19 protein-coding genes are annotated in these 15,332 nt (G+C 59.9%); 10 read left to right on the top strand and 9 right to left on the bottom strand.

The genetic code is table 11. The features are described from left to right. Window positions 1–357: 357 nt before the first annotated feature. Complete coding sequence (engB, locus tag BW974_RS00595; protein ID WP_076427072.1) at window positions 358–978, bottom strand: GTP-binding protein EngB; 621 nt, start codon at window positions 976–978, stop codon at window positions 358–360. A gap of 88 nt (window positions 979–1,066) precedes the next feature. On the opposite strand from engB, the gene BW974_RS00600 reads away from it, so the two are divergent. The 3 genes from BW974_RS00600 to BW974_RS00610 all read left to right on the top strand — a co-directional run bounded on the left by BW974_RS00600 (window position 1,067) and on the right by BW974_RS00610 (window position 4,549). Further along, window positions 1,067–2,395 (top strand): TIGR00341 family protein, encoded by a 1,329-nt coding sequence (locus BW974_RS00600; protein ID WP_076427074.1) that lies wholly within the window; start codon window positions 1,067–1,069, stop codon window positions 2,393–2,395. A 76-nt stretch (window positions 2,396–2,471) separates the two neighbouring features. Then, window positions 2,472–3,209 (top strand): SIMPL domain-containing protein, encoded by a 738-nt coding sequence (locus BW974_RS00605; RefSeq protein ID WP_076427076.1) that lies wholly within the window; start codon window positions 2,472–2,474, stop codon window positions 3,207–3,209. A gap of 32 nt (window positions 3,210–3,241) precedes the next feature. Beyond that, window positions 3,242–4,549, top strand: a complete 1,308-nt coding sequence (locus tag BW974_RS00610; RefSeq protein WP_076427078.1) for a DUF389 domain-containing protein — start codon at window positions 3,242–3,244, stop codon at window positions 4,547–4,549. Here the strand turns inward: BW974_RS00610 and BW974_RS00615 are convergent. Continuing rightward, window positions 4,546–5,505: an NOG1 family protein gene (locus BW974_RS00615; protein ID WP_076427079.1), complete on the bottom strand. Its 960-nt coding sequence runs from the start codon at window positions 5,503–5,505 to the stop codon at window positions 4,546–4,548. The genes BW974_RS00610 and BW974_RS00615 overlap by 4 nt on opposite strands. A 151-nt stretch (window positions 5,506–5,656) precedes the next feature. Here BW974_RS00615 and BW974_RS00620 point away from each other — a divergent pair, with 151 nt between their 5' ends. Together BW974_RS00620 and BW974_RS00625 are read left to right on the top strand one after the other, a co-directional pair. After that, complete coding sequence (locus BW974_RS00620; protein ID WP_049971792.1) at window positions 5,657–6,022, top strand: DUF5518 domain-containing protein; 366 nt, start codon at window positions 5,657–5,659, stop codon at window positions 6,020–6,022. A 31-nt stretch (window positions 6,023–6,053) separates the two neighbouring features. After that, on the top strand, window positions 6,054–6,368 hold the full coding sequence (locus BW974_RS00625; protein WP_076427081.1) for an ASCH domain-containing protein: 315 nt from the start codon (window positions 6,054–6,056) through the stop codon (window positions 6,366–6,368). Window positions 6,369–7,013: 645 nt separating this feature from the next. On the opposite strand, the gene hisE is transcribed toward BW974_RS00625, so the two are convergent. From hisE to BW974_RS26335, 5 genes are all read right to left on the bottom strand, one after another. Next, window positions 7,014–7,298: a phosphoribosyl-ATP diphosphatase gene (hisE, locus tag BW974_RS00635; RefSeq protein WP_076427085.1), complete on the bottom strand. Its 285-nt coding sequence runs from the start codon at window positions 7,296–7,298 to the stop codon at window positions 7,014–7,016. A 4-nt stretch (window positions 7,299–7,302) separates the two neighbouring features. Further along, the gene (locus BW974_RS00640; protein ID WP_076427087.1) at window positions 7,303–7,758 is read right to left on the bottom strand and encodes a bifunctional nuclease family protein; all 456 of its coding nucleotides are present in this window, start codon (window positions 7,756–7,758) and stop codon (window positions 7,303–7,305) included. Between the two features lie 60 nt (window positions 7,759–7,818). Beyond that, window positions 7,819–8,400, bottom strand: a complete 582-nt coding sequence (pdxT, locus tag BW974_RS00645; RefSeq protein WP_076427089.1) for a pyridoxal 5'-phosphate synthase glutaminase subunit PdxT — start codon at window positions 8,398–8,400, stop codon at window positions 7,819–7,821. Window positions 8,401–8,437: 37 nt separating this feature from the next. Further along, window positions 8,438–8,602: a preprotein translocase subunit Sec61beta gene (locus tag BW974_RS00650; protein ID WP_076427091.1), complete on the bottom strand. Its 165-nt coding sequence runs from the start codon at window positions 8,600–8,602 to the stop codon at window positions 8,438–8,440. 104 nt (window positions 8,603–8,706) lie between these two features. Further along, entirely contained in the window at window positions 8,707–8,940 is a 234-nt protein-coding gene (locus BW974_RS26335; protein WP_245800016.1) for a hypothetical protein, read from the bottom strand. On the opposite strand from BW974_RS26335, the gene BW974_RS26885 reads away from it, so the two are divergent. From BW974_RS26885 to BW974_RS00665, 4 genes are all read left to right on the top strand, one after another. Further along, complete coding sequence (locus tag BW974_RS26885) at window positions 8,891–9,313, top strand: phosphotransferase family protein (RefSeq protein WP_281247680.1); 423 nt, start codon at window positions 8,891–8,893, stop codon at window positions 9,311–9,313. The two genes, BW974_RS26335 and BW974_RS26885, sit on opposite strands and share 50 nt — an antisense overlap. Next, complete coding sequence (locus tag BW974_RS26890) at window positions 9,285–9,707, top strand: phosphotransferase (protein ID WP_281247641.1); 423 nt, start codon at window positions 9,285–9,287, stop codon at window positions 9,705–9,707. Before BW974_RS26885 ends, BW974_RS26890 begins: the two co-directional genes overlap by 29 nt. Before the next feature lie 120 nt (window positions 9,708–9,827). After that, the gene (locus tag BW974_RS00660) at window positions 9,828–10,499 is read left to right on the top strand and encodes an HAD family hydrolase (RefSeq protein WP_076427093.1); all 672 of its coding nucleotides are present in this window, start codon (window positions 9,828–9,830) and stop codon (window positions 10,497–10,499) included. Window positions 10,500–10,546: 47 nt separating this feature from the next. After that, the gene (locus BW974_RS00665; protein WP_281247681.1) at window positions 10,547–10,900 is read left to right on the top strand and encodes a thioredoxin family protein; all 354 of its coding nucleotides are present in this window, start codon (window positions 10,547–10,549) and stop codon (window positions 10,898–10,900) included. Between the two features lie 90 nt (window positions 10,901–10,990). Here the strand turns inward: BW974_RS00665 and npdG are convergent, their stop codons facing one another. Beyond that, a complete protein-coding gene (npdG, locus tag BW974_RS00670) occupies window positions 10,991–11,659 on the bottom strand; it encodes an NADPH-dependent F420 reductase (protein ID WP_076427096.1) in 669 nt (222 codons plus the stop codon). A gap of 867 nt (window positions 11,660–12,526) precedes the next feature. Here npdG and BW974_RS00675 point away from each other — a divergent pair. After that, window positions 12,527–13,336, top strand: a complete 810-nt coding sequence (locus BW974_RS00675; protein WP_076427097.1) for an aldo/keto reductase — start codon at window positions 12,527–12,529, stop codon at window positions 13,334–13,336. Here BW974_RS00675 and BW974_RS00680 read toward each other — a convergent pair whose 3' ends face one another. Continuing rightward, window positions 13,337–15,304, bottom strand: coding sequence for a PAS domain S-box protein (locus BW974_RS00680; protein WP_076427099.1), 1,968 nt, complete (start codon window positions 15,302–15,304; stop codon window positions 13,337–13,339). Between the last annotated feature and the right edge of the window lie 28 nt (window positions 15,305–15,332).

Consider the following 15,332-nt stretch of genomic DNA (forward strand, 5'->3'; position numbering starts at 1 on the left):
GAAGGCTCGCCAGCGCGCGCCACATCGCTTGACGACACAACTGCAAGGGTGCGCCAGCGTATTCGGGCGAGGGGTACGAGGCGACTGTGTCGCCTCGATTGCGAACGGCGAAGCCGTGAGCACGAACGACAGTGAGGCGCGAGTCCAATCCTGTGCTGGCGGGGAGAGATGGGGAAACTGCGGTTACGGTGGCGGTTTCAGTGGGGTCGGAAATCGCTCGCAATGCTGTGACAGAGAGTAGACCGATTTCCCAACAGCCAGCACCGGCCTCTCACACGTACCTTTATAAATCAAAAAGCAACCAAGCCCATCAGTGTCCAAACTCGAAAGACGAAAATAACCTCTCCAAACCACCACTTACGAGAAGAATTTCAACAGGTCGTCGCGCTTCTGGTCGTGCAGATGCTCCTTCACCGACTCGTTCAACGAGTCGATACTCCCGCGCTTGGCGGTGATGGGCGCGATGGTGTCCTGCCACTGCTTCCACGGCGGATGCAGTCCGAGACGGTCACAGAGGTCGTTCAGGCGGTCGTCTTTGTCATCCACTTTGTCCATCTTGTTCACCGCGACGACGACCGGGATGCCCACGTCTTGGAGGAAGTAGAACATCTCCACGTCGTGTGGGATTTCGTCCTCGCCGGAGTGGCGGTCGATGATGTCGATGACGCTCTTGCCGTCCACGACGAGGACGCCGAGCAGAATCTTCTCGGCGTTGTCCTCGATGTAGTGGACGATGTCGGTTTTTATCTGCTCTCTGTGCTCGTCGCCGACACCGGACATGAATCCGAATCCCGGCAGGTCGGTGAGCATGAAGTCCTCACTGGCCCAGTCGAAATGGTTCGGTTTGCGAGTGACGCCGGGTTTGCCACCGGTTTCGAACTTGTGTCCCGTCAGTTCGCGCATGAGGGTGGATTTCCCGACGTTCGAGCGCCCGACGAAAACGATTTCTGCATCTCGGTCGGGTCGGTTGTCGAACATACTGTCCTTTTTTTCCGATGGGGCTTAACGGCCGTGTTTTCGCGTTCGAGCCAGCGATTATATCAATCTGCGAACCTCACCGGGAACTATGCGACTCCTACAGGTTTCTATCCCGACGGGCGAGCGCGAGGCGGTCGTGCAGGTGCTCGAAGCCGAGGGAATCGACTTCTTTCTCACCGACGAAACGAGTGGGCGCAAATACACCGCAATCGCTACGTTTCCGCTCCCGCCGAACGCCGTGCAACCGGTTCTCGACAAACTCCACGACGCGGGGCTGAGCGACGAGGCACATACGGTCATCATCGACGCCGAAACCGACACCTCGCGGCAGTTCGAGCAGCTAGAAAAGCGGTACGACGCCGAAAACGGCGGCGACAGAATCGCCCGCGACGAAATTCTCACGAAAGCTCGCGAGATGTCGCCTCGATTCCGAACCTTCGTTTTCATGACCGTGGTGAGTGCCGTGGTTGCGACGGCGGGTCTCCTGCTCGATTCGCCCGCCGTTGTCGTCGGGTCGATGGTCATCGCCCCGCTGGTCGGCCCGGCGTTGGGTGCGGGGGTTGGCACCGTCTTGGACGATCGCGACCTGTTCGTTCGCGGTGTCAAACTCCAACTGTTGGGCGTCGTTACGGCAATCGTCAGCGCGACCGTGTTCGCGATACTCGTCCGAAATCTGTTTCTCTTTCCCCCGAACACGGACGTTACCACTATCTCCCAGATTAGTGGACGACTGTCCCCCGATTTCCTCTCGCTCATCGTCGCGCTCGGTGCCGGTGCGGCGGGTATCGTCAGCCTCGCCGCAGGTGTGTCGGTCGCACTCGTCGGCGTGATGATTGCCGCGGCACTCATCCCGCCCGCCGCCGCCGTCGGCGTCGGCATCGCGTGGGGCGAACCGATGGTCGCGCTCGCGGCGGGCGTCCTCGTGCTGGTGAACGTTCTCTCCATCAATCTGTCCGCGATTGCGACGCTCCAGTACATGGGCTACCAGCCCCGAAGTTGGTTCAGATTGGAGCGTTCGCGGGAGGAAACCATCCGTCGAATCGGATTTTTGGTTTTCTCGCTCGCCGTCCTCTCGATTTTTCTCGGCGGTGTGACCTACTCGACCTATCAGGACGCGCAGTTCGAAGAGGGAGCGGATACGGCGGTAGTGGATGTATTTTCTGCATCCCAGTTCCAGCAGGCGGAACGGTTGGACATGCAGATACAGTACCAGCAGAGGTTCTCGATGGGAGAAAACACGTACACGAGCGAGTTGCCGTTTCGGGAACCGAGTCGAGTTATCGTCACGGTCGGACGACCGCAGGGTGAACGCTATCCGAATCTGACCACCCAACTCCAAAATCGAATCGAGCGCGAAACCGGGCGTGAAGTGGCGGTGCAGGTTCGGTACGTCGAAATAGACGAAACGTCGGCCTGAACTCTGCCTGCAGTCTGTCCGAACGTTGCACTTCCTGCCCGAACTATTTGGTTCTCGCCCTCGTCTCTCGTTCGCCATGCGACGCGCAGTCACGACAGCACTGGTGGTTCTCCTCTTTTTCGGTTCCATAGGGGGCGGAGCCAGTGGTGCGACACAAGGGGAGAGTACCGAATCGAACACGACGATTCGTGTATCCGCGGTCGGCGAAGCCGAATCGGAACCGAATCAGGCAATCGTACTGCTTTCGGTCGTTCAGTCCGCGAGTGACGCCGAAACCGTTCGGGAGCGACTCGCGCAGAACTCGTCCAGAATGCGAACCGCACTCAGAGAAAGCAGCGTTAGTGACGACCACATTCGAACCGTTTCCTTCGACATCGCGGAAGACCGGTCCGAAGACGGAAGCCAAACCGAATTCCGCGGGATTCACACGTTCGAAATAACGGTGAACGACACATCCCGCGTCGGGGAAATCATCGACACGGCGGTGCAGAACGGCGCGAGCGAAGTGAGCGGCGTCGAATTCACCCTGTCGGACAATCGAACCCGAGAACTTCGGGCGACTGCCCTCGAAACCGCGATGCAGTCCGCCAGAACTGACGCGGAAACGATTGCCGGCGCGGAGAACCTGTCCGTCGTCGGCGTGCGAAACGTTTCGACCGTCGAACCCTCGTTCGTTCCGGTCGAAGCACAGACGACCACGGTGGCGGACGCTGGCGGAGAAACGGAGGTCGAATCCGGGCCGGTGACGGTGTCCGTGCAGGTGGTCGTGACCTACGAGGCGCGGGAGAGCGATACAACTCGACAGACGGCCTGAACGCTTTTGCTTCGCCGTCTTGTTGTGCGTTCGTGCGTCTGGTTCACGTTTTCGTCTCGGAGGAACAGAAAGAAGCGGTTTTCGAGGTGCTCCAAGACCGCGAGGTCGATTACGTCACCACCACCGCATCGAGCGCCGCAACCGGCGGAACGCTGGTGGAATTTCCACTCCCTACTGACGGCGTCAACGACGTTCTCGACTCGCTCCGCGAGGTGGGACTGGACGAGGAGTCGTACGTCGTCGTCGGTTCCGCGGAAACCGCGAGGACGGGGACGATGGAGCGACTGCAAAACCGATACGCGAGCGACTTCTCCCCGCTTGCGACGTCCGAACTCCGGTCGAAATCGCGGGACATGTCCTACGATTTGTACTCGTTCGTCTGGCTGGTGGCCCTATCCGCGGTTATCGCCGCCGGAGGATTGCTCGTCGATTCGCCCGCCGTCATCGTCGGGTCGATGGTCATCGCCCCGCTGGTCGGGCCGGTTCTCACGACCGGCGTCGGCGTCGTCACCGACGACCGAAAAATGATCTCTGACAGCGTTCAACTGCAGGTCGTCGGCCTCGTCGTTGCCATCGTCACGGCGGCAATGTTCAGTTTATTTCTTCGCGTGACCGGATTCGCCCCGGCAGGGCTTGCAATCTCCTCGATAGAGTTGGTGAGCGTCCGCCTCGCACCGACGCTGATTACGGTCGCCATCGGTCTTGGCGCGGGGTCTGCCGCCGCCTTCGCGCTCACGACGAAAGGGCCGACAGCGCTCGTCGGTGTGATGATTGCCGCGGCACTGCTTCCCGCCGCCGCGACGGTCGGCATCGCCCTCGTCTGGGGTGCGCTCATCGTCGCCCTTGGTTCGGCCGTCCTGTTGACGATGACGCTCATTTTCATCAACGTTGCCGTCATCGTCACGCTTCGGTATCTCGGCTACCAGTCGGACGACCACGATTCAGGGTCGGATGCGGGTGAGAACCATCCGTCGTGGACGCTTCCGCGGTTCATCGCGTTGGCTCTGCTTGTCCTCGTGGTGACAGGTGTTCTGGCAGGAACGTTCGTCCAACTCTCGTTCGAACGCGAGGCGACGACGAGCGTCGAGGAGGTCATCGACCGACCGGCGTACGACGGGTTGGAAGTCGTCGCAGTCAGAACCCAGTACGACGGTCGGCCGCTTGATTCTGCTCGAACCGTTTCGGTCACGCTTAGCAAATCATCGAACAGAACGTATCCGGCCGTCGCAGCCGATATTCAACGGCAGGTTGCCAGTCGAACGGGAGAAAAGCCGGAAGTTCGGGTTCGGTTTCAGGAGTATCAGGTCGCTTCTCCCAACTCTCGACTTGCGCCAGATTAGCCGTCGAACGGCAGTTCAGGTTCGTAGGCGATGGCCTCCACAGCGGCATCGAGGGTTTCGGTGACGTTGTCGTCTTCCTCGATGCTCATGTACAGGTCTGCCTCCACGTCGGTCGAGAGGTCTGCTTTGTTGCACACCGTGAGCACCGGCACGTCGCCGAACTGTGCTTCCACCGAATCGCGGAGTTCGAGCTGTGCGTCCAGCGGGTAGCCACAGTACGCGCTGGCGTCCACCATGAACAGGATGCAGTCAGCGACGTGGGTCAGCGCCGACACCGCCTGTTTTTCGATGGCGTTTCGTTCGTCCTCCGGTCGGTCAAGGAGGCCGGGCGTGTCCACGATTTGGTAGCGGATGTGGTCGCGCTCGAAGTGGCCGACGCGAACGCTTTTCGTCGTGAAGGGATACTTCGCGATTTCGTTCCGCGCGTGAGTCACGTCGTTGACGAACGAGGATTTCCCCACGTTGGGGTAGCCCGCAACGACCACGGTCGGGTCGTCCGGGTTGATGTCGGGAAGTTTCCGCAGGTCGTTCCGTGCGGCACCGACGCGGTCTAAATCGTCCTCGACTTCCTCCACGATGTCCGCGAGGCGGGCGAACCCTTGCTTGCGAACTTTTCGCGTGTAGTTGATGTCGCCGCGGAGTTTGCCTTGGTACTCGCGGCCGATTTCTTTCGTCTTTCGTGAGGCCCACTGGATTTCCGACAGGCTCTTTCGAATCTCGTCCACCTCTACCACGGCGTCCGCGAGTTCGTAGTAGAAGGGGTCTACCTCGCGGAAGTCCGGCCATTCGGTGACGACGTTCTGCAGGTTATCCGAAAGCACGTTCGAGGCGGTCTGGAGCATGGACTGCTGGGCTTGGATGCCGCTTTTGGCCCGCCCCGCCCGTGCCGCCCGCGAAAATGCCTTGTCGATGAGTTCCTCCGACGTGGGCGTCGTCGGCAGGGTCTCGAAAATCATAGTCAGTCGTATGGACTCCCTGCTTAAAAGGGCGTCCATAGCGTCGTTCGACTCCGTTTTGTGTTCGACTTCGATTCTCGTTCAACTCCACTTCGCGTTCGATTCATTCCGGCGGGAGGCTTTTGCGCTCCCGATGCGTACTGAATACGGTATGACTAATTGGTACGCAGTTTTCGTCGGCTTCGTCGTCTCGGTTATCGCGGGCGTCGTCGCGTTCGCTGTCCCCGGAATCGGCCACATCGGTGCCGGACTCATCGGCGGATTCGCTGCGGGCTACGTTGCAGGCGGTGGGTTGGGCAGTGGCTTCTGGCACGGCCTGCTCGCAGGGGCGCTCGGCGGAATCGTCGTCGCCCTCTTTTTGGGCCTCGCAGGAACCGTCGTCGGCGGACTGGCGGGCGGCCCCGTCGGGTCGCTGTTCGGCGGCATCGGTATCTTCGCCGCCGCGCTCCTCGTGGCGTTCATCATGGCGCTCGACAGCGCGCTCGGCGGAATGGTCGGGTCGCTGTTGAAAAGTTAGAGTATTTTTGTCCGCAGGACGAATAGCCGGTATGGCCGAAATCGACGCCGACACCGTTCTTCCCGCAGAGCACATCCAACAGGCAGTCGCCTCCGGACGCGTCTCGCAGTTGCACCGCGGCGACCAGTACGCAGACGAGGGCGATACGTTCGACATTTCCGGCGAGACGTTCGAAGTGGTCGAAGTGACTGAGCGAAAACTCGGCGATTTGACCGACGAAGATGCGCAGGCCGAGGGGTCGGAGGATTTGGACGCCTACCGGGAGCGTCTGAATCACGCCCACGACCACTTCGAATGGGACGACGACGCGACGGTCTACCGGCATCGGTTCGAGCGACAGGAGTGAAAACGGGGTTTATGTGCTGATTTTGTATCTGTGTGATAGGTGGAATGAGTTGATTTTGTATTGGTGTCGTAGGCAGATTGAACTATTTGTGTGTCTGTGCTGTGAGCAAGTTACGACAACATGTGACCGCAACCGCCTCCGCCCACACCCTCCCCAGCTGACTCCCTACGGTCGTCCACCGGAAGACGTTCCTACTCACACGGAAAGAGGCAAACTCTTCCCTGCTCTCGTTCGCTTCGCTCACGAGAACTCTGCTTGGAAGACCTCGCGCGGGCGAACCGGCAGGTTCGCCTTCACGCGCCAAATGGAATATTCGGGCTTTCTATTCGACACAAACACTGTGGCGCGTGCGTCGGCAGGCCCTCGGACGAAGAGTCCGAGGGCCTGCCAATTTTCGCGCGAGGGATGAGGCTTGCGAGACGCAAAGCGACTCGCTGACCTGCGACCGTGGCCCGCAGGCATCGCAGGCCTCTGGCCGAGAAGCGCAGTCGGTTGGGGAGAGTGTGGGCGGTTGCGGTTTCATTGGAGTCGTGATAACCCGACATCGTTGTCTGAAAACCATCAGATACCACTCCTCGTTTAAACCCGATGAATGACTGCACTCCTACAAAAACAGCAAACCCCAGAACTCCCCCACTCCTACCCTTATCGCCGCTCTGCCAACTCAGACCGCAAATCGTCCAAATCCATGTCCTTCATGGCCAGCAACACCAACAGGTGATACACGATGTCGGCGCTCTCGTGTGCGATTTCTTGGTAATCGTCGTCCTTCGCGGCGAGGACGAGTTCCGTCGTCTCCTCGCCGAGTTTTTCGAGGACGGCGTTCTGGCCCTTCTCGTGGGTGAACAGCGATGCGGTGTAGGAGTCCTCGGGGAGCGTTTCCTTTCTGTCCTCGATAACGTCGAAAAGGTCGCCTAGTACGTCGTCCATGGCTCTATTGCGCTCCCATCTGCGCAACTTCTCTGATGTCCTGCAGTTCGTCGAACTGCTCGCGCTCCTGCTGGCCGTGGTGGAACACCTCGTCCGCGACTTCGATGGGCGCGTTGGTGCGCGATGCGAGCGCCAGCGAATCGCTCGGTCGGGCGTCGACGACTTCGTGCCCTCGTGGGGTCTGAATGTGAAGTTCGGCGATGTAGGTGCTGTCGTCGAGTTCGCTGACGACGACGCGTTCCACGCGGCCGCCGAGTTCCTCCATCACGTCGAGCAAGAGGTCGTGGGTCAGCGGTCGCCCGATGTCCTCGGCTTCCATCCCCCGGGCGATGCTGATACCCTCTTCGAATCGAATGAAAATAGGAAGTACGTCGTCGCCGTCGTTCGGCGCGAGCACGACGACCGGGAGCGGTCCATCCCCGGTCGCGGCGACGCGCACCGCGTCGATTGAAACGTCCATGGCCCAACCGAAGCGACCCAGCGCCAAAAACTCTTGCTCACTGGGGTGCAGGGTCGGCCGTCAGTCGCCGAAAAATGCAAGCCCGTGAATCCGACTGTCCGGCGTCAGTTCCGGATGGAAAGAGGTTCCGACGACGGGACCGTCCCGCACCGCGACGGGTCTGCCGTCCCATTCTGCAAGCACTTCGGCATCCCCAACTTCGCTGATGAGCGGTGCCCGGATGAACACGGACGGGAATGGTTCTGAGAGACCGGTCACGGAAAGCGGGGCCTCGAAACTGTCCTTCTGGCGTCCGAAGGCGTTGCGTTCGACCGTCACGTCCAGCAGACCGAGGTTTTCCACGCGGTCGTCTCCGGCGTCTGCGGCGGCCACGATAAGCCCGGCACAGGTTGCGAGAACCGGTTTTCCAGCCTCGACGTGCACCTGTATTTCGGGGGCGATTTCCTCCGACTGGAGCAAGCGCGAGATGGCGGTGGATTCGCCACCGGGCATGCAGAGTAGGTCACAATCCGGGACGATGCCGGACTGGCGGATTTCGGTGACGTCGGCCGTCTCGCCGTGAGCAGTGGCAGCCTGCCGAATCGCATCGGCGTGTTCGCTCACGTCGCCTTGGACGGCGATAACGCCAGCGTTGAGACTCATACCGGGAGTTAGAAACACGTCGGCAAAAGGGACTCGTTTAGATTGCGAGGACGTTCAGCACCATGATGAGGATGCCGAAGAGGATGCCGAACGCGAAGACGCTTTTCGGGTTGATTCGAACCGCGTTTCGGTCTTCCGCATCGAAATATCGCACGAGTCCGGCGCTGGACATCAGTCCGCCGGAGTTTTGACCACTGCTCATACGTTCGGTTCCGATAGCGTCCCGGGTAAACCTTTCGCAACGGTTGTCGTTCGGTGGACTGCGGACGAAACCGGCCTCCGCTCCCGTTCGGCCTCGCTAAAATGTCATCGGTATTTCTTTATCGGGGACGCACGACATCGTTCCATGGACGAGCAAATCGCGTCGGTGCTCTCCCGCGCGTTCCCCGACCGCGAGGTTGCCGAGGTGAAGTCTTCCGGTCCGTCGTGGAACGACCAGAATCGAACCGTCGGCATCGACTTCGCCGACGGTGCGAGCATCTTCCTGAAGATGTCGAACGAGGGTGACGGAAGCCGAATCGCCCGCGAGCGAGCGGTCATCGACTACGTTCGGGAAAACTGCTCGGTGTCAGTGCCGAAAGTTGTCGCCGCCGATACCGGCGGCGACGTACCGTATCTCGCTACTGCACCGGTATCCGGGCAAAACTTCATCCACCTGTGGTCGGATGCGAGCGCGACCCGCCGGGCCGCGCTCGCTCGTCAAGTCGGGAAATCGCTCGCGACAGTTCACTCGCTTCGCTTCGAAAAACCACGGCCACGTCGTCGGTGGCAATGCGACCACCCTCGAACTCGAAACCGGGCTATGGACGGACGTTCTCATCGACACGGTTCACGAACTACGGGAACTTGCCTCCTCGAACCGGTTCGACCACCATTTCGATGCGGTGGTTTCAGCCGTCGAAGCGAATCGTGAACTGTTGGACGAGGCACCCGCCGCACTCCTTCACGGCGACCCTGCTCAGCCAAACTGCTTCGGCACCGACGCTGGAATTGGCTTCCTCGACTGGGAAATTGCGCACGTCGGCGACCCGGTTCGGGAAATCTATCGCACCCAAAATTTACAGTTCGGGTCGCTCCGCGCCGACGCTCCCGAAGAACTCGTCTCCGCGTTCTACGACGGCTATCGCGAGCGAGCAGGCGAATTTCCGCCGGGATTCGAAGCCCGCCGTCCGGTGTATGCGGCGGTTCGGTTCCTCGGTCATTCCGGCGTCTTCGACAAATGGGCGGACTTCCTCGATGAGTCGCCCGAGGAACTCGCGGCGTGGATGGAAGGGGAGATGGAGCGACGACTCGCCGAAATCGACTGAGTGATTTGTTGTTCCCTCTGCTCTCCGCTTCGGCAAATACCACCAAGGACTATCAATTGAGACAACTAATCGGCCACTCTGGATGTCGAAATTTGACTGGACGAACCGAGATGATAGCAAATGACCGAATACGACGCAGTCATCTTCGACAATGACGGCGTCCTCGTCGAACCACCCGCATACGACACGCAATCCGAGGCCACGCGAACCGCGTTTGAAGCGGTAGGGGTTGCGGACGCAGACCGAACCCATCTCGATGCAGTCGTCGGCGGCGTCACCGTCGATGGACTTTACGAACTCTGTACGGCCTACGACCTCGACCCGGAATCGTTCTGGGCGGCGCGCGAACACCACGACGAGCAATCACAACTGGAAAAATTCAGGGCAGGCGCTCGAACCTGCTACGACGACGTTTCGGCACTTTCGGGGCTTTCCGACCTCACAAGCTCCTGTGGTCTCGTCAGCAACAACCACCACAGCACTATCGAGTTCGTCTTGGAGTTCTTCGAACTGCACTCTCTGTTCGACACCTACTACGGCCGCCCCAAAACCATCGAAAGCCTCCGATTGAAGAAACCGAACCCGCATTATCTCGATAAAGCACTCGCTGACCTCGGAGCCGAATCCGCCCTCTACGTCGGCGACAGCGAAAGTGACGTGGTCGCGGCCCACCGTGCGGATATGGATTCCGTGTTCGTCCGCCGCGCACACTGCCGCGATGTGAGCCTCTCGACAGACCCGACTTACGAGGTGAAGACGCTCCATGATGTGGCGGCGCTACTGGACGAATAACTGTGTCACAATCGGTCGATAGAATCGGTACGAGTCGCACCGTCGATGTGCGTGGCCACCGTGAAAACAGTCGGCAGAGTTGGCAGAGTGAGAAACCCTTATGCACGCGGCGACGGAATCTCGACAGAGAAACGATGACCGTCAAGTTACTCGACTTCTACGCAGATTGGTGTGGCCCGTGTAAGACGCAAGACCCGATTCTCGACGACCTCGAAGAAGACTGGGGAGACGTCGAGTTCGAGAAAGTGGACGTAGACGAGCATCAGGACGTTGCCAACGAATATCAAGTGCGTTCGATTCCGACCATCGTCATCGAAGACGATGAGGGCGTCGTCGAACGATTCGTCGGCGTCACCCAGCGCGACGACTTGGAGCGAGTCCTCGAAGAAGCAGGCGCGTAAGTCGAAAATCGGCACCCGACAACCAACAACCAACGTTTTTCGGTTCGCTACTTCCCGAGCGACTGCGTCAGTTGAATCGGCGACGGTGCGCTATTCGAACCTGACGCCCACGTCGTGCAGTCCTTCGTTGTTCATCGCGAGGTTGATGAGCAGCGGCGTCATGCTCTCGACTTCCGCGCTGTTTGCCAGACCACCGGCGTCCAGCGGGCGAAGTCCCTCGATTCCGTCGGCGAGCAGTTTGACCGTCTCCTTCGCGTCCTCGTCGTCGCCCACGAGGAGCGTGTCCTGTGACAGTTCGGCTTCGAGGTCGGCCAGTCGCCCCGCCGACAGGCCGTGGAACGCGCCAACGACCGGGACATCCTCGGGTGCAGTTTCCGCCACCAGTTCCGTCACGCTCCCCGCTTTCGGCGGTTTGTAGTGGAATCCGTCCTCCTCGCGGTTCATCCCGACTGCAGGCGTCACCAACACATCCACGTCGCCCAGTCGGTCTGCCACCGACTCAATCGTGTCGCGGATGTGGAACGGCGGTACCGCCAGCACTACGACGTCCGCGCGTTCGGCGGCCATCTCGTTGGCGAAGCCGTTAATCGAGCGCGAGACGCTCATGCTTTCGAGTTCGGTTTCGTACTCGTCGGCCTTCGTCCGTGCCTTTTCCGGGTCGCGCGACCCGATAACGACCTCGTGGTCGGTGTCGAACGCCCAGCGGAGCGCCAGTCCCTGTCCGATGTCGCCAGTCCCGCCCAAGAGTGCGATTCGCATACCCGAGGTGTCTGTTGGTATCGGGTTAAGTACTGCGAAAGGGACGGTTTCGTTGTGGTGTAGTTTGGCGACTGTAAGAGTTTGAACCGATTCGCAGAGAACGACTGTGGGTGAGGTGGTGAAAAACAGTTGCCGACAACAAACGAAGCCACCGGAAGAGCTTTGATCTTCCGAGGCACCGGAAAACCGCCGGCTTTCCGTGGCTCGCAAACACTTTGCGTTTGCTCACCCGTGAAAATCTATGATTTTCTCCGGCCCTCTCTCCCTCCGGTCGCTCGCCCTTCATCCACTGTCAGAGTAAGCTCTGACAAGCCCTCGTTCGCTCCTCCGTCGCTCACGAGGACACCAAGGCCCGCCACCGCAGTCTCCCCACTCCTCCCCGCCAGCGCGGGAGTGCGCTCGGTGTTCGCTTCGCTCACCTCTCGCGCGATTCGCGCTGGCGCTACCTTTCAACTGGCCAGTCAAGCGATATGGCGCGCGCTGGTGCGGGGCCGAGGACTTCACGTCCGAGGCTCTGCACTGAAGCCGCGCGAGGTCTTCGTGAGCGACGGAGGAGCGAGCGAATGGCTCATCAGCGCTTGCCTCTGATGGTGGATGACTGAAACGAGCGACAGCGAGTGAAGGAATCGGTTGGGGAGGGTGTGGGCGGGTGCGGTCATGTGTTGTCGTGACTTGTCACTAACAATCTTCACTTCTTGTTCCCTCTTAGCGTGAATAGTCGTGACTTGCTATCTCCAAACCTACTCTGATTCGGTTGACAATATCTCCCGATTCCACAAACTCAGCTTCAGGCTATTGGTTTCGAACCCTGCCGAAATTTCCGCCGCCACAACCGCTTTTGTATTGCTCGTCCTTGCTGTAAACACGATGTCATACGACGTTAGCGACGGCATTCCGAAACTCGGACTCGGAACGTGGCAGAACACCGACGGCGAGGACTGCGCACACAGCGTGAAATACGCCCTCGACCTCGGTTACGAGCATATCGACACGGCGCAAGCCTACGACAACGAGGAGTACGTCGGCGAAGGAATCGAAGAGTCGTCCGTAGACCGCGAAGATTTCTTCCTCGCCACGAAGGTCTGGATTGACAACTTAGAGCACGACGACGTACTGGAAACGACCCAAAACAGCCTCGACAAACTCGGGACGGACTACGTAGACCTGCTTTACGTCCACTGGCCCGCCCGCGAGTACGACCCCGAAGAAACCCTCGCGGCCTTCGACCAGTTGTACGACGAGGGGAAAATCGAACACGTCGGCGTGAGCAACTTCGAACCCGAGCATCTGGACGAAGCACAGGAGATTCTCGACGCGCCCGTCTTCGCCAATCAAGTCGAGATGCATCCCCTGCTTCAGCAGGACGAACTCCACGAGTACGCGGTCGAAAACGATGTCCAACTCGTCGCCTACTCGCCGCTCGCCCGCGGCGAGGTGTTCGACGTGCCGGAACTGAACGAAATCGCCGAAAAGCACGGCGCCAGCGAAGCGCAGGTCAGCCTCGCGTGGTTGACGCAGAAAGAGAACGTCGCAGTCATTCCGAAGGCAACGGGCGAAGACCACATCGAGGACAACTTCGCCGCCCTCGACCTCGAACTGGACGACGAGGACGTGGCGAAAATCGACGGCATCGACCGCACGAGTCGTGAAGTCGACCCGGATTTCGCCCCGTGGTAATCACTCCGCCAAAAACGAACTGAACACCTTCGCTTCCGCTTTTCGCAGATGTTGATGAAGCGTTGGCGCCGAGATGCCGAGTGCCTCTGCAACGTCCTCGGCGGTGCTGGCGCGCGGCCAATCGAAGTAGCCCGCCGTGTACGCCGCCCGGAGGATGGCTAACTGGCGCTCCGTGAGGTCGTCTTCGAGTTCCTCCCGAAAGTCGTGAACCGCCCTCGCGGGCTGCTTTCGCTCGTGTTTTCCGACCAACTCGGTTGCTGGAAACGCCGTTTCGAGCGTTTCGACGACACTCCGCACGTCCGCATCGGCAGGGAGTTCAGTCACGATTCGCGCGGTACCGTTTTCGGCAATCGCCTCTGAAACCGACGCACCTCGTTCGGCCAGCGTGAGAACCGGCGAGGCTTCGGTTATCACCAGTTCGAACAGGGTTCCGTCTACCTGCCGAATCCGACGAATCGCGTCGGATTCGGTTGCACGCTTGAGTACGTCTTCCGCCGGAATCCCGTCGATACGAACGTATTCGAGAAGCGCGCCGTTTTTTCCCGGAATCACCTCTTCGAGCGTGATAGTCGCCTCGTCTTTCGATACCCCGACAAAAAATGACGTGTCATCCGTCACGCGAAACTCCAATTCCACGACTCTGTCCGCAAAGAGCAGTCGTTTGCTCTCGACGGCGTCGATGACGAACCCGACGAGTTCGCCGAGGGCTTCGAACCCTTTCGCCTCGCGCTCGCTGAAGGCGTTGGTGCGGGTGGCGTAGACGACGAGGACGCCGTAGACCGTTTGGCCGTGCGAGAACGGAAGCGCGATTCCGGAGCGAACCGCGCTGTCGGTGATGTTTTGCCGTATCGACGCCGGAAATCGCTCGTCGGATTCGATGTCGTTGATGACGGTTAGCTCCCCGGAGTGGAGCACTTCGCTGGCCGGGCGTTCCCAGTCGTTTTTCGTGTCCACCGTTTCGAACAGTTCCCGCGCACCGTCGTCGATTCCGGCCTCCGTTCTAACGGTGACACCACCGGTATCTCTGTCCCGTTCGCCAATCCACGCGAACCGGTAGAGGTCGGAGTCGGCGAGGTAGTCGCACACTGTTCGTTCGACTTCTTCCCGCGTCGCCGCCGAAACGAGCGCCCAGACGAGTTCGCGGATGACGACGTTGATGTGGTTTAATGTCTCCAGTTCGTCACGGTGCTTGCGGAGCGTTCGCTCGCGGCGCTTTCGCTTGCTAACGTCACGAACGACGCCGACGACGGTTTCGGCGTCGTCGGCTTGCAGGAACGTAAACCGCGTTTCGACTGGCAGCAGTGTCCCATCTTTTCTGACTAATTCTGATTCTAGCGCCGCCACGTCTCGCTCGCCGTTCGCTATTTCGAGCGCCAACTGTTCGCCTCGTTCGAAATCCTCCTCGGTGCTCAGAACCGAAGCGTGCAGGTCGAGCAACTGGTCGCGCTCGTACCCAGCCATCGCCGCGAACGCGTCGTTGACCGCGGTGTATCGAAGGTCTGCATCCAGAACGAACACGCCGTCGTTAATCGTCTCGAACAGGGTTTCGTACTGCTTGCGTTCGTTTTCTCGTCGCTTTCGCTCCGCGATGTTTCGGGCCGTTCCCGCGAGTCCGACGACGGTTCCGCTCTCGTCCGTGATGGGTGACCCGTTGAACTCGTGTGGAATCCGCTGGCCGTCCTCGGTCAACAGATGCGATTCGACGGTTTGGGTTTCGCCGCGTTCCAGCACTGCCCGGGTCGCTTTCTCTAAAATCGGGCGCTCGTCCTCAGGGACGAGCGCTCGCGGACTCATCTCGGCGAGTTCGTCGTCGGTGTAGCCGGTTCGCTTCGGCAACCGGTCGTTCCACTTCTGGAGCCGAAAATCGCTGTCGATTGCGTAGAAAACGTCGGGAAGAGCGTCACAGAGGTCGCTCTCGAACACTTCGGATTTCGAATTTTGTGGTCGTTTCGATTCTCGCTTTGTCATTCCCCTCTTCGCCGCTTGTATGTAGTTA

Source organism: Haladaptatus litoreus (assembly GCF_900156425.1).
GTDB classification, from domain to species: domain Archaea; phylum Halobacteriota; class Halobacteria; order Halobacteriales; family Haladaptataceae; genus Haladaptatus; species Haladaptatus litoreus.